At 71.1% G+C, this 21,525-nt stretch carries 17 protein-coding genes; 12 read left to right on the forward strand and 5 right to left on the reverse strand.

From position 1 onward, the window contains the following. Positions 1-71: 71 nt before the first annotated feature. On the forward strand, positions 72-1,352 hold the full coding sequence (locus AB0D31_RS15345; protein WP_362722262.1) for a glycosyltransferase family 4 protein: 1,281 nt from the start codon (positions 72-74) through the stop codon (positions 1,350-1,352). After that, a complete protein-coding gene (locus tag AB0D31_RS15350; protein ID WP_362722264.1) occupies positions 1,349-2,182 on the forward strand; it encodes a hypothetical protein in 834 nt (277 codons plus the stop codon). The genes AB0D31_RS15345 and AB0D31_RS15350 overlap by 4 nt, the downstream gene beginning before the upstream one ends. Before the next feature lie 35 nt (positions 2,183-2,217). Here the strand turns inward: AB0D31_RS15350 and ctaD are convergent, their stop codons facing one another. Further along, the gene (gene ctaD / locus AB0D31_RS15355) at positions 2,218-3,957 is read right to left on the reverse strand and encodes a cytochrome c oxidase subunit I (protein WP_362722265.1); all 1,740 of its coding nucleotides are present in this window, start codon (positions 3,955-3,957) and stop codon (positions 2,218-2,220) included. A gap of 459 nt (positions 3,958-4,416) precedes the next feature. Here ctaD and AB0D31_RS15360 point away from each other — a divergent pair, with 459 nt between their 5' ends. Further along, entirely contained in the window at positions 4,417-4,632 is a 216-nt protein-coding gene (locus AB0D31_RS15360) for an I78 family peptidase inhibitor (protein ID WP_362722267.1), read from the forward strand. Positions 4,633-4,731: 99 nt separating this feature from the next. On the opposite strand, the gene AB0D31_RS15365 is transcribed toward AB0D31_RS15360, so the two are convergent. After that, complete coding sequence (locus AB0D31_RS15365) at positions 4,732-5,736, reverse strand: phosphatase PAP2 family protein (RefSeq protein ID WP_362722269.1); 1,005 nt, start codon at positions 5,734-5,736, stop codon at positions 4,732-4,734. 512 nt (positions 5,737-6,248) lie between these two features. Between AB0D31_RS15365 and AB0D31_RS15370 the strand changes: the two genes are divergently transcribed. Further along, positions 6,249-8,015 (forward strand): MFS transporter, encoded by a 1,767-nt coding sequence (locus tag AB0D31_RS15370; protein WP_362722271.1) that lies wholly within the window; start codon positions 6,249-6,251, stop codon positions 8,013-8,015. A 72-nt stretch (positions 8,016-8,087) separates the two neighbouring features. Then, positions 8,088-9,281: an acyl-CoA dehydrogenase family protein gene (locus AB0D31_RS15375; protein WP_362722273.1), complete on the forward strand. Its 1,194-nt coding sequence runs from the start codon at positions 8,088-8,090 to the stop codon at positions 9,279-9,281. 175 nt (positions 9,282-9,456) lie between these two features. Here the strand turns inward: AB0D31_RS15375 and sepF are convergent, their stop codons facing one another. Next, positions 9,457-9,897 carry a cell division protein SepF gene (gene sepF / locus AB0D31_RS15380; RefSeq protein ID WP_362722275.1) on the reverse strand — a complete coding sequence of 147 codons (441 nt, stop codon included), beginning with the start codon at positions 9,895-9,897 and terminating at the stop codon, positions 9,457-9,459. 321 nt (positions 9,898-10,218) lie between these two features. Between sepF and AB0D31_RS15385 the strand changes: the two genes are divergently transcribed. The 3 genes from AB0D31_RS15385 (at position 10,219) to AB0D31_RS15395 (ending at position 13,438) form a co-directional block, all read left to right on the forward strand. Next, positions 10,219-11,511 carry a DUF5685 family protein gene (locus tag AB0D31_RS15385; protein ID WP_362722277.1) on the forward strand — a complete coding sequence of 431 codons (1,293 nt, stop codon included), beginning with the start codon at positions 10,219-10,221 and terminating at the stop codon, positions 11,509-11,511. A gap of 378 nt (positions 11,512-11,889) precedes the next feature. Beyond that, the gene (locus AB0D31_RS15390; protein WP_362722279.1) at positions 11,890-12,795 is read left to right on the forward strand and encodes a S1 family peptidase; all 906 of its coding nucleotides are present in this window, start codon (positions 11,890-11,892) and stop codon (positions 12,793-12,795) included. 163 nt (positions 12,796-12,958) lie between these two features. Next, positions 12,959-13,438 carry a hypothetical protein gene (locus AB0D31_RS15395; protein WP_362722281.1) on the forward strand — a complete coding sequence of 160 codons (480 nt, stop codon included), beginning with the start codon at positions 12,959-12,961 and terminating at the stop codon, positions 13,436-13,438. Positions 13,439-13,487: 49 nt separating this feature from the next. Here the strand turns inward: AB0D31_RS15395 and AB0D31_RS15400 are convergent, their stop codons facing one another. Further along, entirely contained in the window at positions 13,488-14,384 is an 897-nt protein-coding gene (locus tag AB0D31_RS15400; RefSeq protein ID WP_362722419.1) for a DUF4231 domain-containing protein, read from the reverse strand. A 258-nt stretch (positions 14,385-14,642) separates the two neighbouring features. On the opposite strand from AB0D31_RS15400, the gene AB0D31_RS15405 reads away from it, so the two are divergent. The 3 genes from AB0D31_RS15405 (at position 14,643) to adhE (ending at position 19,315) form a co-directional block, all read left to right on the forward strand. After that, positions 14,643-15,452 carry an AAC(3) family N-acetyltransferase gene (locus tag AB0D31_RS15405; protein WP_362722284.1) on the forward strand — a complete coding sequence of 270 codons (810 nt, stop codon included), beginning with the start codon at positions 14,643-14,645 and terminating at the stop codon, positions 15,450-15,452. A 136-nt stretch (positions 15,453-15,588) separates the two neighbouring features. After that, entirely contained in the window at positions 15,589-16,497 is a 909-nt protein-coding gene (locus AB0D31_RS15410) for a slipin family protein (protein WP_362722422.1), read from the forward strand. Positions 16,498-16,711: 214 nt separating this feature from the next. Continuing rightward, entirely contained in the window at positions 16,712-19,315 is a 2,604-nt protein-coding gene (gene adhE / locus AB0D31_RS15415; protein WP_362722287.1) for a bifunctional acetaldehyde-CoA/alcohol dehydrogenase, read from the forward strand. A gap of 119 nt (positions 19,316-19,434) precedes the next feature. Here adhE and AB0D31_RS15420 read toward each other — a convergent pair whose 3' ends face one another. Further along, positions 19,435-20,451 carry a DUF3533 domain-containing protein gene (locus AB0D31_RS15420; protein WP_362722290.1) on the reverse strand — a complete coding sequence of 339 codons (1,017 nt, stop codon included), beginning with the start codon at positions 20,449-20,451 and terminating at the stop codon, positions 19,435-19,437. 179 nt (positions 20,452-20,630) lie between these two features. Here AB0D31_RS15420 and AB0D31_RS15425 point away from each other — a divergent pair, with 179 nt between their 5' ends. Then, positions 20,631-21,419: a VOC family protein gene (locus AB0D31_RS15425; protein ID WP_362722293.1), complete on the forward strand. Its 789-nt coding sequence runs from the start codon at positions 20,631-20,633 to the stop codon at positions 21,417-21,419. Positions 21,420-21,525 lie beyond the last annotated feature (106 nt).

Here is a 21,525-nt window from a genome sequence, read left to right on the forward strand (position 1 = left end):
CGACCCGGTCGGCCGGATGATCAAGCGTGGGATCGACGGAACGACCGAACGACCAAAGGGACGCGTGGCGCATGCTCCTCTCCTTCCTGCTGCACAACGCGTACAGCCTGGGCGGAACCATCCGGTCCACCTTCAACCTCGCCGGTGAGCTGGCCCGGCGCCACGACGTCGAGATCGTCTCGGTCTTCCGCCACCGCGACGAGCCCACCCTGGCCGCGCCCGAAGGCGTCCGCATCCGGCACCTCGTGGACCTGCGCACCCACAGCCCCGGTTACGAGGGCGAGCACCCCCAGCACAAGCAGCCGGCCAGGGTCTTCCCGCGCGGCGACGGCCGGCACCGCCAGTACAGCCGGCTCACCGACGCCCGCATAGGCGCCCATCTGCGCGGCACCGAGGCGGACGTCGTCATCGGCACCCGGCCGGGCCTCAATGTGCACATAGCTCAGGAGACGCGGCCCGGCGTGATCCGCGTCGGCCAGGAACACCTGACCCTCGACGGGCACAACTACCGGCTGCGCCGCGAGATAGCCCACTCCTACCCCCTGCTCGACGCGATCACCACGGTCACCCGCGCCGACGCGGCGGCCTACCAGGAGCTGAAGCTGCCCGGCGTCCGCATCGACGCGATACCCAACGCCGTGCCCGCCCCGGCCGTCGAACCCGCCTCCGGCGACGGCAAGCTGGTCGTCGCGGCCGGCCGCCTCACCCCGGTCAAGCGGTACGACCTGCTGGTGCGGGCCTTCGCGCAGGTGGCCGCCGTGCGCCCCGACTGGCGGCTGCGGATCTACGGCTCGGGCGACGCGTTCGGCAATGAACGCGACGCCCTGCGCAACCTCATCGACGATCTCGGCCTCTACAACAACGTGTTCCTCATGGGCCTGGCCGGCGACCTCGACAGCGAGTGGGTCAAGGGCTCCGTCGCGGCCGTCACCTCAAGCCACGAGTCCTTCGGCATGACCATCGTCGAGGCGATGCGCTGCGGGCTGCCCGTCGTCTCCACGGACTGCCCCCAGGGGCCACGCGAGATCATCGACGACGGCGTGGACGGCCGGCTCGTCGAGACGGGCAACGCCGACGCTGTGGCCTCGGCCCTGCTCGAACTGATCCAGGACGACGCACTGCGCCACCGCATGGCCAAGGCGGCCCTGGAGAACTCCGCACGGTTCGACCCCGTCGGCACCGCCGAACACCACGAGACGCTCTTCGAGGCGCTGTACGCCCAGGGCGGCGCGGGCCGTTCCGCCGGGCTGCTGCGCGGCTCCCTGCACCGGGCCCGCAGCACCGCCCTCGACGGGGCGTACACCCTGCGCCGCAAGGCCGTCTCCGTGCTCCGGAAAGGGCAGACCGCATGACCACCACCGCCGAGTCCCCCGACACGGGCAACGCCCCCGCGGCGCCGCGCGCCCACTGCATAGCCGACTCCGCGGGTGGGGTGACCTTCGACGTCACGGGCGCCGGGCAGCCGGGCGCCACGCTGGTCCTTCGCCGGCGCGCCGCCGACCCGGGCGCCGATGTGCTGCTGCCCCTCACCCCGGCCGCCGAGGGGGTGCTCAGGGCGGTGCTGCCCAGCACGGTCGGCCTCCCCGAAGGCCTCTGGGACGCGCATCTGCGCCTGGGCGAGGGCGCCGAGCAGCGCCTTGAGCCTGGCGTACGGGATCTGCGCGCGCTGGTCGACCGGGAGCCGGGGCCCGACGCCGACGGGGTGGCCGTCCGCATCCCCCACGCCGATGGGTCCGGAGCGCTCGTGGTGCGCAGCTGGCTGCGCAGACCCCACGCCGAGACCGGCACGATCAATTTCGGCGCGGACACCGTCACGGTGCACGGACGGCTGTACGGAACGACGCTCGGCCCCTCCGCCGTGGTCGAGGCGCGCCGGCGGGGCGGGGGCGGCCGCGTCCACCGCGTCCCGGCGACCGCCGACGGAGAGAGCGGCGGCTTCACCTTCACGCTGCCGTACGCGCCGCTCTGCGACGGGCTCGACGCGAAGGAGTGGCTGTGGGACCTGTGGCTGCTCACCGGCACCGAGGGCGGTGCGGTCCGCCTCGCCCGGCTCCTGGACGACGTGCCCATGAAGCAGGTGATCTTCGTGTACCCGGGTTCGACGGTGGGCCCCGGTGTGGTCCGCCCGTACTACACGGGCACCAACGACCTGAGCGTCCGGGTCGACGCGGTACGGAAGTAGACGCGCCGGGCTCAGTCAGCCGCCGCCCGCCCCGCTCAGCCGCCGCCCGCGCCGTCCGCGACCTCCGTGCCGCCCGGCCCTCGTGACGACGACGGCATCGCGACCGGTTCCTCCCCGGGCACCAGATCGTCGCGGAACGGGGCGAACTCCGGGTGGTGCAGGTCGAAGGCGGGGGACTCGGTGCGGATGCGGGGAAGCGTCACGAAGTTGTGCCGCGGCGGTGGACAGGACGTGGCCCACTCGAGCGAGCGGCCGAACCCCCACGGGTCGTCGACCTCCACCTTCCTGCCGTACTTCGCCGTCTTCCAGACGTTGTAGAAGAACGGCAGCGTGGACAGGCCGAGCAGGAACGCCCCGATCGAGGAGATCGTGTTGAGCGCCGTGAAGCCGTCCGCCGCCAGATAGTCCGCGTACCGGCGCGGCATGCCCTCCGCACCCAGCCAGTGCTGGACCAGGAACGTGGTGTGGAAGCCGATGAAGAGCGTCCAGAAGTGGATCTTGCCGAGCCGTTCGTCGAGCATCCGCCCGGTCAGTTTCGGCCACCAGAAGTAGAAGCCGCCGAAGGTCGCGAAGACCACCGTGCCGAACACCACGTAGTGGAAGTGGGCGACCACGAAGTACGAGTCCGTGACGTGGAAGTCCAGCGGGGGCGAGGCGAGGATGACGCCGGTCAGGCCGCCGAAGAGGAAGCTCACGAGGAAGCCGACCGACCACAGCATCGGCGTCTCGAAGCTCAGCGAGCCGCGCAGCATCGTGCCGGTCCAGTTGAAGAACTTCACTCCGGTGGGCACCGCGATCAGGAACGACATGAACGAGAAGAACGGCAGCAACACCGCCCCGGTGGCGAACATGTGGTGCGCCCACACCACGATGGAGAGCCCGGTGATGGCCGCCGTCGCCCCGATCAGCGCCGTGTAGCCGAAGATCGGTTTGCGCGAGAAGACCGGGATGATCTCCGTGATGATGCCGAAGAACGGCAGCGCGATGATGTAGACCTCGGGATGGCCGAAGAACCAGAAGAGGTGCTGCCACAGCAGCGCGCCGCCGTTCTGCGCCTCGAAGACCACCGCGCCGAACCGGCGGTCCGCCTCCAGGACGAGCAGCGCCGCCGCGAGCACCGGGAACGCGATGAGCACCAGGATCGAGGTGAACAGGACGTTCCAGGTGAAGACCGGCATCCGGAACATCGTCATGCCGGGCGCGCGCATGCCGATGATGGTGGTCAGGAAGTTGACGGCGCCGAGGATCGTGCCGAACCCGGAGAGCGCGAGGCCCATGATCCACAGGTCGGCGCCGGCGCCGGGGGAGTGGTTCAGCGAGTTGAGCGGGGCATAGGCGAACCAGCCGAAGCTCGCGGGCCCGGACGGCAGCAGCACCGAGCCGAGCACGATCAGCCCGCCGAAGAGGAAGAGCCAGTACGCGAGCATGTTGAGCCGCGGGAAGGCCACGTCGGGGGAGCCGATCTGCAGCGGCATGATCGCGTTGGCGAACCCGGCGAAGGTCGGCGTCGCGAAGAGCAGCAGCATGATCGTGCCGTGCAGCGTGAAGAGCTGGTTGTACTGCTCGTTGCTCATGACCTGGAGCCCGGGGCGGGCCAGTTCGGCCCGCATCAGGAGCGCCATCAGTCCGGCCACGAGGAAGAAGACGAACGACGTGATCAGGTAGAGGTGGCCGATCCTCTTGTGGTCCGTGGTGGTCAGCCACTCCACGACCACCGCACCCCGCCGGCCGGGTCGTGCGGGCCGTGCCGCGGGGGTCTCCGTCTGCGTGTCCATGGCGTCCCCAGGGGTCCTCGGCGTCGGGCCAGGGGCCATGATGCGCGCGCCTCGGGCCGCCGCAACAGAGGGCCTGCGCGATCCGGCCGGCCGCCGAGGGGGTACGGCCGTGAGACGGCGGGAGCGCGAACGGGGACCGGGACGGTGAATTCCCCACGCCTCGTCAATTCCGTGCGGAGCACCATGGAGTTGGAATTCGGCCGGGATTGCGTGAAAGAATTGTGGTCCTCCTTGAAATGCGTTCCACCTGCCGGAACAGCCCAGTGCGATAACCGGGCAAGGGGTCAGGAACTGCCCGTACGAGTGACGGAGTTCGAGCCGGGACCGGACCCGGATCCTGTGACAGAAGTGTGACTGGCGGGGCACCGGGGGCGGACAACCAGCGGGTCGCGCGCCGGTCCTGCGGGCCGCCGGGAGCCCCACTTCCGTCACCCGGCGGCTCCGCCTACGGTGGGTCGTATGGCACCGACACCGTCCCAGCCCGCCCGTCCCGACGACGCCCCCGAGTCCTATGTCGGACTCGACTCCCACGATGCCGAGCGGATCGCTGCCGCCCGCGGCTGGTCGACCGTCAGGTCACTGCCACCGGGCTCGGTCATCACGATGGAGTACATGGCGGGGCGGCTGAACTTCGAGGTCGAAGCCGGCACCGTGACCCGCTGCTGGCACGGCTGAGCCGCTGTACCGCCCACGCCTGGCGCGGATACGACGAAGGCCCCCGGGGCATACCGGGGGCCTTCGTGCTGTCGCGTACCGGGCCGTGGGCCCGCGCCGTCAGCCGCCCAGGGGCCGGGCCGGCGCGGTGCGCGGGGTCCGCTCGGTGTGCGGGGGGCGCCGGGTGCCGGCGGGGACGACCGGGGGTCGCTCCGAGCGGGCCGGCTGGTGGGGCCTGGCCGGCATGGGGCGGGTGGAGCCGCGGCCGCCGGCCACGCCGACCGGCTCGCGCAGCGGCGCCTCGACGTCCTCGTCGTGGCCGCGCGGGGGCACCATCGCGGGCACCGGCGACGCCGGCACCGGGACCGGGAGCGCCACGCCGCGGGAGCGCAGGCGCTCGCGGATCTTCTCGCGCACCGCGAAGACGAAGGCCTCGGCGCGGGCGATCAGCGGCTCGAACCAGGGCAGCGCCAGCAGGATCAGCAGCCCCGCCGCCCAGCCGAGCAACACGTCGCTCACCCAGTGGGTGCCCAGGTAGACGGTGGTCGCCCCCACGCCGAGGGCGACCATGGCCGAGGTGACCGACAGCCAGCGTCTCGCGCGCGGGGTGGTGGCGAGATAGCCGAGGATGCCCCAGGTCACGACCGCGTTGGCGGTGTGCCCCGAGGGAAATATGTCGCCGCCCGCGAAGAGCTCCGCGGACCCTATCTGCGTGGCGTAGTGCGGGCCGAGCCTGCCGAGACCGAGCTTGACCGAACCGACCGTCATGTTGAGCAGCAGAAGGGCCGCCCCGAGGCTCAGGAGCGGCCGCAGTGTGTGCTGGCGCCAGGAGCGCCAGCCGAGCCAGGCCATCACCATCACGGCGGTGGGCCCGCGCTGGCCGAGGACCACGAAGTAGTCCAGGAAGGCGTGCAGCTGGGGCCACCGCTCGTACGGCCGGAACAGCATGACCTTCCAGTCCAGCTCGACGAGCCAGGACGACCCGAGCACGGCCACGACGATGGCGAGGTAGAACGCCAACGTCGCGCCGAAGAGGACCACGCGGTGACGGCTCATCCGCGGGATCTCTATCTTCGGTGGCTCGGGCTCCCGGTCCAGGCGGGCGAAGATTCGGTCAGTACGCACTCAATCGACGTTACAGCGAGTGAGAGAGTGTCCAGGCCGATCCAGGATCTTCGTGATGACGATGTGATGTGGAGTATGTCTCACCCGGCCTTTTATTCCTGGCGCCGCAGAATACCCCCGGGCCGCCCGTTCCATTCGTCCACGCCCGTTCCGGAACGCATTTTTCGGTATGCCGAAGAATTCCCTTTGCCGGGCGGGGGAGTGGAATTAATCCTTCAGTCACCGGCCCGGTACGCAGCGTAAAGATCACTCCGGGGTCCCCCCGCGTGGCGTACACCACACCCGGGGTGGCCGTGCGGTGAGAGGTGGACCACGCGCCACCCGCACGAACTCGCGTACGCTGACCAATCACTCGCCCGTCGACGCCGGCCCCCGGACGGACCGTTCCGCTCAGGTCCTGGCCGCGAGCCACCGGGTCCCCGGGCCCGCCGACCGCGAGAGCGGTGACGCACCGGTCCGCGGCGGCAGAGCCGTCCCGGGCCGCGGAGCCCGCAGTACTGGGAGGTACCTACATGACAGGGACGACCACGGCCGGTGCACGAGCGCGTGCCGCCGCAGGCGGCGCCAACCGCTGGGTCATCCTCGTCGTCCTCTGCGTGAGCCTGCTGTTCGTGGCGCTCGACGCCACCGTCCTGCACGTCGCGATCCCCTCCGTCACCGAGGACCTGCGGCCGGGCCCCGTGGAACTGCTGTGGGTCGTCGACGCCTACCCCCTGGTCTGCGCCGCGCTCCTCATCCTCTTCGGCACGCTGGGCGACCGGGTGGGCCGGCGCCGCGTCCTGCTGCTCGGCTACGCGATCTTCGGCGCGGCCTCCGCGGTCGCCGCCCTCGCCGACTCGGCACCGGTGCTCATCGTGGCCCGCGCGCTGCTCGGCATCGGCGGCGCGATGATCATGCCCGCCACCCTCTCCATCCTGCGCGTCGTCTTCCCCGACCGCCGGGAGCGGGCCACCGCCATCGGCATCTGGACGGCGGTGGCGGCGATCGGCGCCGCCGTCGGGCCGGTGCTCGGCGGCTTCCTCGTCCAGCACTACTGGTGGGGCTCGGTCTTCCTCGTCAACATCCCGCTGATGGCGCTGATGCTGCCGCTCGGCCGCTGGATCCTGCCCGAGTCCAAGGGCAGCTCCGACGGGCCCTGGGACGTGCTCGGTGCGCTGATGGCGGCCGGCGGCATACTCGCCGTCGTCTTCGGCGTGAAGCGGCTCGGCGCCGGAGACGGCGTCCTCGACGGCCCCACCCTGGCCGCCCTGTGCGTCGGCGCCGCGCTGCTCATCGTCTTCGTCCGCAGGCAGCGCCGCCGCACCCATCCGCTGATCGACATCCGGCTTTTCTCCCGGCCCGCCTTCGCGACCTCCGTCGGCTGCATCATCATCGCCATGCTGGCGCTGGTCGGTCTGGAACTCATAGCCGTCCAGTACCTCCAGCTCGTCCTCGGCCTCTCCCCGCTCCAGACCGGTCTGCGCATGCTGCCGCTGACCTTCGCCGCGATGGCGGCGGGCGCGACCGGCTCGTACACCCTGCGCAGGCTCGGCCCGCGCCGGATGGTCTGCACGGGCTTCGTCCTGGTGGCGGCCGCCGTCCTGCTGCTCGTTCCGATGGGCCAGACCGACTGGCCGATGCTGATGACCGTCTCGTTCGTCGTGCTCGGCTTCGGCCTCCAGACCACCCTGTTCGCCGCGTACGAATCGATGCTCAGCGAAGCCCCGCCCGAGCGGGCCGGCGGCGCGGCCGCCATCGGCGAGACCTCCTACCAGCTCGGCGCGGGTATCGGCATCGCCCTGCTCGGCAGCGTCATGAACGCCGCCTACGCGCCCGGCCTCGCCTCCGTCAACGGGGTCCCCGCGCCCGCGTCGGGCGCCGCGTCCAACTCACTGGGCGAGGCCTACGAGGTGGCCGCCCGCCTCGGCGGCCCGGCCGGCACCGCGCTGCGCACCGCGGCACGCCACTCGTTCGTCCACGGCCTGCACGTCACCCTGTTCGTCAGCGCCGGCATGCTGCTCCTCGGCGCGGTGGCCGGGCTGCGGCTGCCCCGCATCATGGACTGCTCGGTGGCAGGCCAGGACCGCGGGTGCGAGCCCGAGTTCGAGCCGCGCTCCGAGACACACTCCGAGCCGCCCCCCGGCACCCGCCCTGAGCAGAGTCCCGGCACCCGCCTTGAGCCGCACCCCGGCACCCGCCCCGAGCAGAGCCCGTCGCAGCAGCAGCTCGGCATGAAGCTGCCCTCCCCGGCGCGGCCGGGTGATGTGGCGGCCGTGGAGTCTGGACGCACGCGACACTGACCCGTAACGTCAGCGCTCAGTAATAACTAACACTGCTAGTTTTAGTTGAGCGAGAGCCGCGGAGGCGCCCCCATGTCCGCTCCTTCCTCCAAGCTGCCCCCCTTCGAACCGGCCGACCCGCTCGGCATCGACGACCTGTTGAGCCCCGAAGACCTCGCGATCCGCGCCACCGTGCGCTCCTGGGCCGCCGACCGGGTCCTGCCGCACATCGCCGAGTGGTACGAGAACGGCGAGCTGCCCGGCATCCATGAACTGGCCCGCGAACTCGGCTCGATCGGCGCGCTCGGCATGTCCCTCACCGGCTACGGCTGCGCCGGCGCCACCGCCGTCCAGTACGGGCTCGCCTGCCTGGAGCTGGAGGCCGCCGACTCCGGCATCCGCTCCCTCGTCTCCGTGCAGGGCTCGCTCGCCATGTACGCGATCTGGCGGTTCGGCTCCGAGGAGCAGAAGCAGCGCTGGCTGCCGGGCATGGCGGCGGGCGAGATCATCGGCTGCTTCGGCCTGACCGAACCCGACCACGGCTCCGACCCGGCCGGCATGCGCACGTACGCCAAGAAGGACGGCGCCGACTGGGTCCTGAGCGGCCGCAAGATGTGGATCACCAACGGTTCGGTGGCGGGGGTCGCCGTGGTCTGGGCCCAGACCGACGACGGCATCCGCGGCTTCGCCGTGCCGACCGACGCCCCCGGTTTCTCGGCCCCCGAGATCAAGCACAAGTGGTCGCTGCGGGCCAGCGTCACCAGCGAACTGGTCATGGACGAGGTCCGGTTGCCCGCCGACGCCGTACTGCCCGGCGTCACCGGCCTCAAGGGCCCGCTCAGCTGTCTCTCGCACGCCCGGTACGGAATCGTCTGGGGCGCGATGGGCGCGGCCCGCTCCTCCTTCGAGGCGGCGCTCGACTACGCGAAGACCCGCGAGCAGTTCGGCAGGCCCATCGGCGGCTTCCAGCTCACTCAGGCCAAGCTCGCCGACATGGCGCTCGAACTGCACAAGGGCATCCTGCTCGCCCACCACTTGGGCCGCCGCATGGACGCGGGCCGGCTCCGCCCGGAACAGGTCAGCTTCGGAAAGCTCAACAACGTACGGGAGGCGATCGAGATCTGCCGCACCTCGCGCACGATCCTCGGCGCGAACGGGATTTCGCTGGAGTACCCGGTGATGCGGCACGCCACCAACCTCGAATCGGTGCTCACGTACGAGGGCACCGTCGAGATGCACCAGCTGGTGCTCGGCAAGGCGCTCACCGGACTCGACGCCTTCCGCTGAGCGGCCCGTTCCGACCCGGCCGCCCCCGTCGGCCCGATCCGGCCCGCCCCGTCGGGCGGCGCGCGCGGTCGGCTCCCGGGGGTGCCGTGCCCCACGGCGAATCACGCCGTGGTCCGGCCCCCCGACCGGGAGGCGTCTTCAGTGGATCAGCTCATCGGTGGATCGGCTCAAGAGCTCAGCTCTGGTTGAAGAAACCGCCGGTCTGGCGGCCGGCGGCCTCACCGTTGACGATTTCGGTGTCGGCGGGGGTCAGCAGGAAGACTCTGGTCGCCACGCGTTCGATGGAGCCGCGCAGCCCGAAGGTGAGACCCGCGGCGAAGTCGACGACGCGCTTGGCGTCCCCGGCGTCCATCGCCGTCAGGTTGACGATCACCGGGACGCCCTCGCGGAACAGCTCGCCGATGCCCCGCGCATCCCGGAAGCCGTCCGGCGTGACGGTGGCGATCCGGCGGCCCTGTTCCTCGGCCGACTCGGAGGCCACCCGCACCCGCGGGTCCGTCACCCAGGCCTGGCCGGGTTCGGCGGCGGCACCTTCGGTGTACTCGTCGTCGTAGTAGCGGTCGTCGTTGTCCTCGACAAGTCCCAGCCAAGCACTCGCCTTGCGCACCGATCCCATGGACGCCTCCTCTCGCAGCGGTCTTCTTCTTGCGACTTCTTCTGTTCCCTATCCCTATGGTCGTCCATGATGCGGATCCCGCGCCAAGTGGATAGTCGCCGCGCAGGTGATTCGTGACGGTACTGGCACAGAGGATGTGGCGATTCGTCAGGAAACTTCTGGGATACGGCCGGTACGGGAAGTCCGGTGTAACAAAATGACGAATCCCCCTCCACATGAGTGAAGCGGGGGTCGTACGGGTGAACGGATCACTCGATACGATGCGTGGCGCACTGAAGAACGACGCGCGAGCCCCGTGCTCGACGGCACGCGGGGAGAGCTGTGTTCGGAATGGTCAGGCCGTGCTCGCACCGGCTCACCGAGGGCCTGCGTACCGAGTGGATGGCCCATCTCTGCGGGCTGTGCCTGGCACTTCGTGCCGATCACGGGCAGCTCGCCCGGGTCGCGACCAACTACGACGGCCTGATCGTCTCGGTTCTGACGGAGGCTCAGGCCGAGCGCACCGCCGACGGACGGCGCACGGCCGGCCCCTGCCCCCTGCGCGCGATGAAGACCGCCCCGGTCGCCCGGGGTGAGGGAGCCCGTCTCGCCGCCGCCGTCTCCCTGGTCCTCGCGTCGGCCAAGGTCCGCGACCACGTCGCCGACGGGGACGGCCTGTTGCGGCGCAAGCCGGTCGCGCTCGCCGCGGGCCGGGTGGCCCGTGGCTGGGACCGTGCGGGCGCCCGCACCGGCGCCTCGCTCGGCTTCGACACCGCCGTGCTGGTCGACGCCGTCGGGCGGCAGGCCGGCATCGAGGCGCTCGCAGGGCCCGGCACCCCGCTCCTCACGGTCACCGAGCCCACCGAGACGGCCACCGCCGCCGCCTTCGCGCACACCGCCGTGCTGGCGGGCAAGCCGCACAACGCCGAGCCCCTCGCCGAGGCGGGCCGGCTCTTCGGGCGGCTCGCGCACCTCCTGGACGCCGTGGAGGACCGGGAAACTGACGCCGCGTCGGGCGCCTGGAACCCCCTTGCGGCGACCGGCACGAGCCTGGCCGAGGCCCGCAGGCTCGCCGACGACGCGGTGCACGGCATCCGGCTCGCCCTGCGCGAGGTCGACTTCGTGGACGCACGCCTCGCACATGTCCTGCTCGCCCATGAGCTCGACCAGTCGGTGAACCGCTCGTTCCGCACGACGGCCTGCGGCCACACCGACACCGAGGGCGCCGGGCAGGAAGCCGCGCACGACTCCCACGAGCAGCACGGCCCCCACGAGCAGCACGGCCCTCACGAGCAGCACGGCCCTCACAAGCAGCACGGCCCTCACGAGCAGCACGGCCCCCACGAACAGCACGGCTCGCACGCCCAGCCGCCCCAGCGCGACGACCCCTTCCGCAAGCACTACGCCCCCGAACCGCCGGCCCCCGAGGGCCGCGGCTTCCTCGCCGGCTGCGCCGCCTTCGTCGGGCTGTGCTGCACCTGCAAGATGTGCTGCGCCGACGAGTACGAGGGCCCCTGGTCGCGCAAGCGGCGCGAGGGCTGCTGTGCCGACTGCGACTGCGACTGTGACTGCGGTTGCTGCGAGGCATGCCAGTGCTGTGAGTGCTGCGAGTGCCTCAGCTGCGCCAGCTGCTGACGCAGTAATGGGCTCAACCTCCTTAATGTCACGTGTAGTTGATCCTCAGGTCATCTCCCGGTGGTTCTCGGCCGTGTAACCCTCCTCCTCCGCGGGGCGGACCGCCCGGCCCTCTCCGGCCGTACGGGGTGCCGCGGTGCAGGTGGCGGGCGCGGGCCGGGGGAGCGCTCCGTGCGCGCCGACCCGCACCGGCGTGCGCGGCCCTGCGGGATCCGGCCAGAAGGCGCCCTTGCGCGCCCCGGCCGGCCCCCCGAATACTCCTCCGCAGCGCTTGTCAGGAGCACGGTCGGCGTCCTTCTGTGCTGCCGTGACCCTTGGCTGCGCCTCACGGGTCCCCCCATTTCACGGGCCCCTCGATTCCCCTCGGGAGGAAAAGAAGTGAGGATCAAGCGCACCACCCCCACATCCCCCTCCGGTCTGGCGAGACGCGCCAAGATCGGTGCCGTCGCCACCGGACTGCTCGCCGCCGTGGCCATCGCCGTACCCAACGCCAGTGCCGCGCCCACCCACACCTTCAGCGCCGCCGCCCTGAACGCCGCGAGCGACGCCGTCCGCGGCGCCGATGTCGCGGGAACTGCCTGGAGCGTGGACAGCACGACCGGAAAGGTCCTCCTCACCGCCGACTCGACCGTCTCGGCGGCGGACCTCGCCAGGATCAGACACGCGGCCGGGGCCAACGCGGACGCGATACGCGTCGAGCGGACCCCCGGAAAGTTCACCAAGCTGCTCTCCGGCGGCGACGCCATCTACACCAGCAGCTGGCGCTGCTCCCTCGGCTTCAACGTCAGGAAGGGCTCCACGTACTACTTCCTGACGGCGGGTCACTGCACCGAGGGCTACCCGAACTACTACACCAACTCCTCCGACTCGACGAGCATCGGCCCGACGGTCGGCACCAGCTTCCCCGGCAACGACTACGGGCTCGTCCAGTACACCAACACCTCGCTCGCGCACCCGAGCGCGGTGGGCAGCCAGCACATCTCCAGCGCCGCCAACCCGACGGTCGGCCAGACGGTCACCCGGCGCGGCTCGACCACCGGCGTCCACAGCGGCAAGGTCACCGCGCTCAACCAGACGGTCAACTACGGCAACGGCGACATCGTCTCCGGCCTCATCAAGACCACCGTGTGCGCCGAGCCCGGCGACTCCGGCGGCCCGCTCTACTCCGGCTCCACCGCGCTCGGACTGACCTCGGGCGGCAGCGGCAACTGCTCCTCCGGCGGAACCACGTTCTTCCAGCCGGTGCTCGAAGCCATGAACGCCTATGGCGTGAGCCTCTTCTGAGGGCATGACGCACGTCGGCCCACCGCGGCCGGGCCCCCGTCCGGGAGAACCGGACGGGGGTTTTCCATCTGGACGTGTTGCGCTGATTTGAGAGGATGTGCAAGGGGCGGAACGCTCGACGGGTCCGCCGGTGACCGGCGCCGGACACACGGGGTGAGACGCATTGAAGCGCATCGGAGTGACCGGCCACCGCGACATCCCGCCCGACGCCTTCGAGGAGATCCGCGACCGGCTGCGCACGCTGCTCCGCGGCCACGACGGTTCCTTCGAAGCGCTCTCCAGCCTCGCCACCGGCGCCGACCAGCTCTTCGCCGGCATCGCCCTCGACTGCGGCGCCGCCCTCACCGTGGTGGTCCCCAGCGGCGACTACGAGACGGACTTCGCGGACGCCGCCGAACTGGCCCGCTACCGGGGCCTGAAACGCCGGGCGAGCCAGGAGGTGGCGCTCGGCTACCCGCACTCCACCGACGAGGCGTACTACGCGGCGGGCGCCTACATCGCGGACAACTGCGACCGTCTCGTCGCCGTCTGGGACGGCCTGCCGGCCCGCGGACTCGGCGGCACCGGGGACATCGTGCAGTACGCCCGCAGTCTCGGCCGCCCGGTTACCGTCGTCTGGCGCGAGGGCAGCCGCAGGGCGTGAGCCGCCGGGCCCGGCCCGGCGGCTCACCCGCTCCACGGATCGTGCCGGGTCAACTCCGCAGCCGGGCCAGCCAGTCGGTGTGCTGGGGCGAGACCACGCGCTCGGTCTCGTACACGGCCTGCGGCCACTGCCGCTCGGTCACCATGTTCTCCATCGCCACATGCATCTCCATGAGGTCCTGCTCCACCAGCGCGTGGGCCGATATCAGCGGCTGGTGGCGGCGGATCTCGCTCCAGGCGAGGCAGGCCGCGGCCGACGCCGACAGCACGCCCGCCATGTTCAGCCGCTCCGCGACGGAGAAGCTCTGCAGCAGCGCGAAGACGAGCGCGAGGAGGGTCAGCAGCGTGATCGCCGTCGACCACAGCCGGGTCGCGCGCCGCGAGGTCTCCTGGCGGCGCCGGTACCAGTTGCGCTGCTCGATCAGCCGGTCGCGTACGTACGTCTCCTTGCGTACGGCGAACGGCTTGGCCCGTAACTCCCGCATGCCCGGGGTGATCAGGCCTTGTGCCTCGGCGCCGGCCCCGTCGCGCGGGTCGCGCCAGCCCACCTTCCGCAGCTCCCGCAGCCCCTCCTCGACCCGCGTGACGAACAGCGCGTCCGGATCGGGGGAGGCGAGATCGAAGGGAACGCCATGCACGGCGTAGCGCCAGCACATCGACTTGATGAACTCGGCCGCGGACCGGTTGAGCTGCCAGTGCGACGCGGCATGGCGCCGGGCCGCGCCGAAACTCGTGAGCAGCACCCCCGCGTAGGCGAACGCACTGACCGCGCTGAGCAGCTGGAAGTCCTGGCCGACGCGCACCTGCGGCAGCGCCGCCGCCAGGGCGCCCGTCACCAGGAGCGAGAGTTGCGTACGGGTCAGCTTGACCGCCGACTGCCGGCGGCCGACCGCCAGCGTGTCCGCGTGGTGAAAGAGGCCCGGCAGATCCGCGTTCCGGAAGACCATGCTCTGCGATGGGCCGGGAATCGCCGTCACGTGCACCCCCGTCTGCGGTTGTTTTCCTTCGTGCCGGGGGATGGCAGGTGTGCGCCTCGTTCGTGTGGTCCATCCGCCGGTGGGGACGAGAGTAAAGTCGTCCCGCCGACACTGCAACGGGGCACAACTCCGCGCACAGGAGCGGCTGTTGACGTCCATGCTCCCCCTTGGGCGGCCGGTCCGGCGGGGGCCGTGTGGCGAGCGGGCAGGAATGAGAAGGGGACGCGCGTGGCCGAGGACACCGCCGGCATCGGCGCCGAGGGCGTGACCCGGGCCGGGGGCGGGGCGGACCCGGTCGCGCAGTTGCGGGCCCTGGGGGTCGCGGAAGGCGGGGCCCTCCTCGTCCACGCCTCCCTGCGCGGCACCGGGCTGGGCGACGGCGTGCTCCTGGGCGCGCTGCGTACGGTGCTGGGGCCCTGGGGGACGCTGGTGGTCCCCGCGTTCACCCCCGAGAACTCCGACACCTCCCCGGCCCACCTCGCCCTGGTGAGCCGGGCCCCCGACGCGGCTGCCTTCCGGGCCGCGATGGCGCCGTTCGATCCCGACCGCACCCCCTGCCCGGGGATGGGCCGCCTCGCCGAACGCGTCAGGACCACCCCCGGCGCCGCCCGCAGCGACCACCCCCAGACCTCCTTCGCGGCGCTCGGCGCCCGGGCCGCCGAGTTCATGAAGGGGCACGCCCTCGACTGTCACTTCGGCGAGGACTCGCCCCTCGCCCGCCTGATCGCCGCCGACGCGCAGGTCCTCCTCGTCGACGTGGGGTTCGAGGTGTGCACCGCCTTCCACGTCGCCGAATATCGGGTGCCGCCGCGCCCGGTGCGTACGTACCGGGCGGTGATCAGGGACGAGCGGGGCGAGGCCGTCTGGTTCACCTATCAGGACGCCGCGCTCGACGACGGCGACTTCGCCCGCATCGGCGCGGACTTCCCCGCCCGGCACGTACGCCGAGGCGCCCTGGGCCGGGGTGAGGCGGCGCTCTTCCCCATCCGGGCGGCCGTCGACCACGCGGCGGTCTGGATGGCCGCCAACCGTCCCTGACCCCTCTGACCGTCGCGCCACCGCCCCCTCGCACGGCGCCGGGGGTGAGAGGGCGCCTCCCGGGGGCTCCCCTCTGGGCGTCGAGCGGAGTTACCGTCGAAGGACACGCCCGATTCGCCCACCCTTGGGGGCCGTGATGGTCGAGGCACTCGTAACGGCGGGCATCGCCGTCGGCTCCGCCGGCGTCGTCTACTTGCTTGCGGCGGCCCGGGTCGTCAAGCAGTACGAGCGGGGAGTGGTGCTGCGTCTTGGCCGGCTGAAGCACGCGGTGCGCGGGCCCGGCCTGACGATGATCGTCCCCTTCGTCGACCGTCTGCACAAAGTGAACATGCAGATCGTGACGATGCCGGTGCCCGCCCAGGACGGCATCACACGGGACAACGTCACGGTCCGGGTGGACGCGGTGATCTACTTCAAGGTGATCGAGCCGACGGACGCTGTCATCCAGGTCGAGGACTACCAGTTCGCGGTCGCGCAGATGGCGCAGACCTCGCTGCGGTCCATCATCGGCAAGAGCGACCTGGACGACCTCCTGTCGAACAGGGAGAAGCTCAACCAGGGCCTTGAGCTGATGATCGACAGCCCGGCCATCGGCTGGGGTGTGCAGATCGACCGCGTCGAGATCAAGGACGTGTCGCTGCCGGAGACGATGAAGCGCTCGATGGCCCGCCAGGCCGAGGCCGACCGTGAGCGGCGGGCACGGGTGATCAACGCGGACGCCGAGCTCCAGGCATCGAAGAAGCTGGCCGAGGCGGCCGGGGTGATGTCGAAGGAGCCGGCCGCACTCCAGCTGCGGCTGTTGCAGACGGTGGTGGCGGTGGCCGCCGAGAAGAACTCGACCTTGGTACTGCCGTTCCCGGTGGAGCTCCTGAGGTTCCTGGAACGCGCCGCGCAGCAGGCGGGGCCCGCACCGGGCGAGACGCGGCCCGCACCGGAAGCGACGCCCGTCGAACCCCCCGGAACACCGGCCGCTCCGGCCGTCCCTCCGGCGCAGGCGCACTCGGAGGTCATGGGGGAGGGGCACACCCCGCCGGAAAACTTGTGAAAGTTTTCACAAGCGCGCAGAGGGCGAAAGCCACCCAGCATAGGTGCAGCTCAGCGACGTTTTTTCGGTGACATGCGGTCATGTGGCAGGACGTTCGACCCTCGGGGACAGGGCTTTGTCGGGCCCGCGGGCACGGTGAACGGATGTCGAATGGAGACATCGGAAAGCAGCGCGACACACGCGATGCCCGTGCTCGACAGAAGGAGTTCCTGCCATGGAGGCGACGAACACCGAGGACATGGTCGACCGGCTGGTGCGTGGCGCCCAGGAGGCCCTCGCCCGGTTCGAGACGTTCACCCAGGAGCAGGTCGACCACATCGTCAAGAAGGCTTCGCTCGCCGCGCTGAGCGAGCACGGCGAACTGGCCCGGCTCGCCGTCGAGGAGACCGGCCGCGGCCTCTTCGAGGACAAGGCCGTCAAGAACCTCTTCGCCTGCGAGCACGTCGTCCATTCGATGCGGGGTCTGAAGACGGCCGGGGTGATCAGCCGCGACGAGCTGAACGGCATCACCGAGATCGCCGAACCGGTCGGCGTCGTCTGCGCGATGACCCCCGTGACCAACCCCACCTCCACCACCCTCTTCAAGGCGCTGATCGCCCTGAAGACCCGTAACCCGATCGTCTTCGCCTTCCACCCCTCCGCGCAGCACTGCTCGGCCGCCGCAGCCCGCGTGGTGCGCGACGCCGCGATCGAGGCCGGGGCGCCCGAAGGCTGTGTGCAGTGGATCGAGACCCCGTCGATGGAGGCCACCGGTCTCCTGATGCACCACGAGGGTGTCTCCACCATCCTCGCGACCGGCGGCAACGCGATGGTCAAGGCCGCCTACTCCTGCGGCAAGCCCGCCCTCGGCGTAGGCGCGGGCAACGTCCCCGCGTACGTCACCCGCAGCGGCAAGCTCGCCCGGGCCGTGCACGACATCGTGCTCTCCAAGTCCTTCGACCACGGCATGATCTGCGCCTCCGAACAGGCCGTCATCCTCGACCAGGAGGTGTACGAGCGGGGCCTCGCCGAGTTCCAGCGGCTGGGCGCGTACGTCCTGAGCGCGGCCGAGAAGACCAAGCTGGAGGAGTTCGTCTTCGGCACCACCGCCTTCGCGAGCGACTGCGCCGGCGCCAAGCTCAACGCCGACGTGGTCGGCAGGTCGCCGCAGTGGATCGCCGAACAGGCCGGCTTCGAGGTGCCGGAGGCTACCTCGATCCTGCTCGCCGAGTGCGCGGAGGTCGGCGAGGCCGAGCCGCTGACCCGCGAGAAGCTCTCCCCGGTCCTCGCCGCCCTCAAGGCCGGCTCCACCGAGCACGGCCTCCAACTCGCCGCGCAGATGGTCGAGTTCCACGGTCTGGGCCACAGCGCCGCCATCCACACCGAGAACGACGAGCTCGCCGAGGAGTTCGGCAGGCGCGTCAAGGCGATCCGCGTGATCGTCAACGCGCCCTCCACCTTCGGTGGCATAGGCGACGTCTACAACGCCTTCCTGCCCTCCCTCACCCTCGGCTGCGGCTCGTACGGACACAACTCGGTGTCCGACAACGTCTCCGCGGTCAACCTGATCAACATCAAGCGGATCGGACGGCGCACCAACAACATGCAGTGGTTCAAGGTCCCGCCGAAGATCTACTTCGAGCGCAACTCGCTGCGTTACCTCGGCGAGATGGACGGCCTGAAGCGGGTCACGATCGTCACCGACAAGACGATGGGCACGCTCGGTTTCGTCCAGAAGGTCACCGACATCCTCCAGACCCGCCCCCAGCCGGTCGTCCTCCAGGTCATCGACACCGTCGAGCCCAACCCGGAGCTGTCGACCGTGCGGGCCGGGGCCGCGATGATGCGCGACTTCGAGCCGGACACGATCGTCGCGCTCGGCGGCGGCTCGGCCATGGACGCCGCCAAGATCATGTGGCTGATGTACGAGCACCCGGAGGTCGAGTTCGCGGACACCAAGGAGAAGTTCTTCGACATCCGCAAGCGCGCCTACACCTTCCCGGCGCTCGGCGAGAAGGCGCAACTGGTCGCCATCCCGACCACGTCGGGCACAGGCAGCGAGGTCACCCCGTTCGCGGTCATCTCCGACCCGGAGGCCGCGCAGAAGTACCCGCTGGCCGACTACGCGCTGACCCCGAACGTCGCGATCGTCGACCCGGTGCTCCCCCTGCACCTGCCCGCCACCGTGACCGCCGACTCCGGCTTCGACGCCCTGACCCACGCCACCGAGGCGTACGTCTCGGTGTACTCCAACGACTACACCGACGGCCTCTGCCTCCAGGCCATCAAGCTGATCTTCGAGAACCTGGAGCGCTGCGTCGTGGACGGCGCGGCCGACCCCGAGGCGCGCGAGAAGATGCACAACGCCTCCACGGTGGCCGGCATGGCCTTCGCCAACGCCTTCCTCGGCCTGGTGCACGCCATGGCGCACACCCTCGGCAACACCTTTCACGTCGCCCACGGCCGCACCAACGCGCTGCTCCTGCCGCACGTCATCCGGCACAACGGCCAGGTCTGCGGCAAGGCGACCCCGTGGCCGAAGGCCGAGGTCTACCGGGCCCCGGAACGCTTCCAGGAGATCGCGAAGATGCTGGGCCTGCCGGCCGCGACCCCCGCCGAGGGCGTCGAGTCCTACGCCCGTGCCGTCGAGGAACTGCGTACCAAGTGCGGCATCCCCGCCTCCTTCCAGGAGGAAGGCGTGGACGAGACCGCCTTCATCGAGGCGCTGCCGGTCCAGGCGATGAACGCCTACGCCGACCAGTGCGCCCCGGCCAACCCCCGGATGCCGATGATCGACGACATGAAGGAGCTCATGACGCGGGCGTACTACGGCAAGTAGACCCGGCCGAACGCCGAGCGGCACGGAGGCTCAGACGCCGACCGGCCGCTCGAAGCGCCGAGTGGCGCGGGAGGTCAGACGCCGACCGGCCGCTCGAAGCGCCGAGTGGCGCGGGAGGCTCAGACGCCGACCGGTCGCTCGGCGCGGTCGCGGTTCAGGCCGGCCAGGACGATGGTGATGACGGCGCCGGCCACCGCCCAGATCGAGAGCACCAGGAGCGGCCCGGTGACCGCCTCGCCCCTGAAGTAGGCGATGGAGCGCGCCGACCACGTGCCGGCACCGGGCGGCAGCCCCGGTCCGATCGTCCGCCAGAACGGCGGGAGCAGCGGATACGGATAGGCGCCGCCCGCGCTCGGATTGCCGAGGACGACGATGACCAGGATCGCGAGGCCGATGCCGACGACACCGGCGAGCCCCTGGAAGGCGAGCGTGGTGGCGCCCACCGCGAACACGACGAGCGCGCCGAGTCCGGCCAGGCCGATGTAGCTGCCCGGCAGTGCGCCGAGCACCGGACCGATGATGAGCGAGCCGAGCAGCCCCGCGGCGATCGAGTACACCGCGAGCACCGCGAGCCGGATCAGCGCGCGATGGGTGTTGGCGGGCCGGGCGCCCGCACTGATCGCCAGGATCGCCGCACACAGATAGCCGCCCACGCACCAGCCGACGACGAGGTAGAACGCGGACAGCGTGCGCGAGTCGCCCTCGGCGGCGGGGGCGATGTCGATCACCTTGACGGTGCGCTGCTGCGCCTTCTCGGCCGCCGTCGTGATCGCCTCCACGGCCTGCGCGAGCGAGGCCCCGCCGCCGCTCGCCACGAGCAGCCGGTCGGTGGTGCTCCGGGGGTCGACGAGCAGCGCCCCGTCGATGCTGCGGTCGCGCATCTGCCGCAGGGCGTCGGCGTCGTTCTTGGCGGTGCGTACGTCGAGGGGGTCGCCGGGCAGGGAGCCGAGGCGCTGGGTGAGCTGCCCGCTGATCTGCTGGGGCGCGACCAAGGCGAAGGGGATGTCCTTCGGCTTGGGGCTGTGGAAGGCGCCGGCGTAGGACGCGATGAAAGCGACCATCAGGCCCAGTACGCCGGTGACCAGCAGAGCGGCCCGCACACTGACGGCGTTCTTCACCTCGTCGACGAAAGTCATGCCCCCACGCTCGGCCGTGCCGTGCCCCCGCGCAGGCGGGGCGGGGCCGAATGGCTGAGCGGAGCCGTTCGGCTGTCGGCGGGTGGCGCCCGCTGCCACGCTGGGACGGTGAAGACACGACCCAGGCGCCCGGGGCCGCCGTTCCCGGGGCGGGATCGACGTACGCGACAGGAGCACCCATGCTGACCTCCACACAGGTACCGGGCGGACTGACCTGGCTCGACCTGGGGACCCCCGACATCGACGCTGCCGTCGCCTTCTACACCGGCCTGTTCGACTGGCGGTTCCAGCCCGCGGGGCCGGAAGCCGGGGGTTACGGCTTCCTGCAGAAGGACGGCAGGACCGTCGGCGCGCTCGGCCCGCTGACCGAGGAGGGCGCGAACTCGGCCTGGACGGTGTACTTCCGTACCGCCGACGCCGACGCCACCGCCAAGGCGGTCGAGCAGGCGGGCGGCACCGTCCGCGTCCCGCCCATGGACGTCTTCACGGCCGGCCGGATGGCGGGCTTCACCGATCCGGCGGGCGCCGAGTTCGCCGTGTGGCAGCCACGGGACACCGACGGCCTGGAACTCGTCAACGACCCCGGCAGCGTCAGCTGGATCGAGCTCTACACCACCGACGCCGCCGCGGTGAAGGCCTTCTACGGCTCGGTCCTGTCGTGGGAGACCCGTGACATGCCCATGGGCGGGGATCTCGTCTACTCGATCGCCGGGCCCGCCGGGGGCGGCGAGCGCACCATGCACGGCGGCATCATGCAGCTGCCCCGGGAGAACCTGGACGCCGGCTCGGACTCCGAATGGCACCCCTACTTCGAGGTCGAGGACTGCGACGCCGCGGTGGCCGCCGCCCAGGAGCTCGGGGCGACCGTCATCATCGGGGCCATGGAGACCCCGGGCGCGGGGCGGATCGCGATGATGCTCGACCCGTTCGGCGCCCCGTTCGCGGTCATCAAGAGCGCCACGGCCTGACCCCGGCGGCCACCTGCCGGAGCCGTCCGGCAGGTGGCCGTTCGAACATGTCGCACGTACGTTCGAAACTGGTCTATGGTGGAAGGGAGGGGGAGGTGAGAACGGA

The sequence above is a fragment of the Streptomyces sp. NPDC048361 genome, assembly GCF_040651795.1.
Classification (GTDB): domain Bacteria; phylum Actinomycetota; class Actinomycetes; order Streptomycetales; family Streptomycetaceae; genus Streptomyces.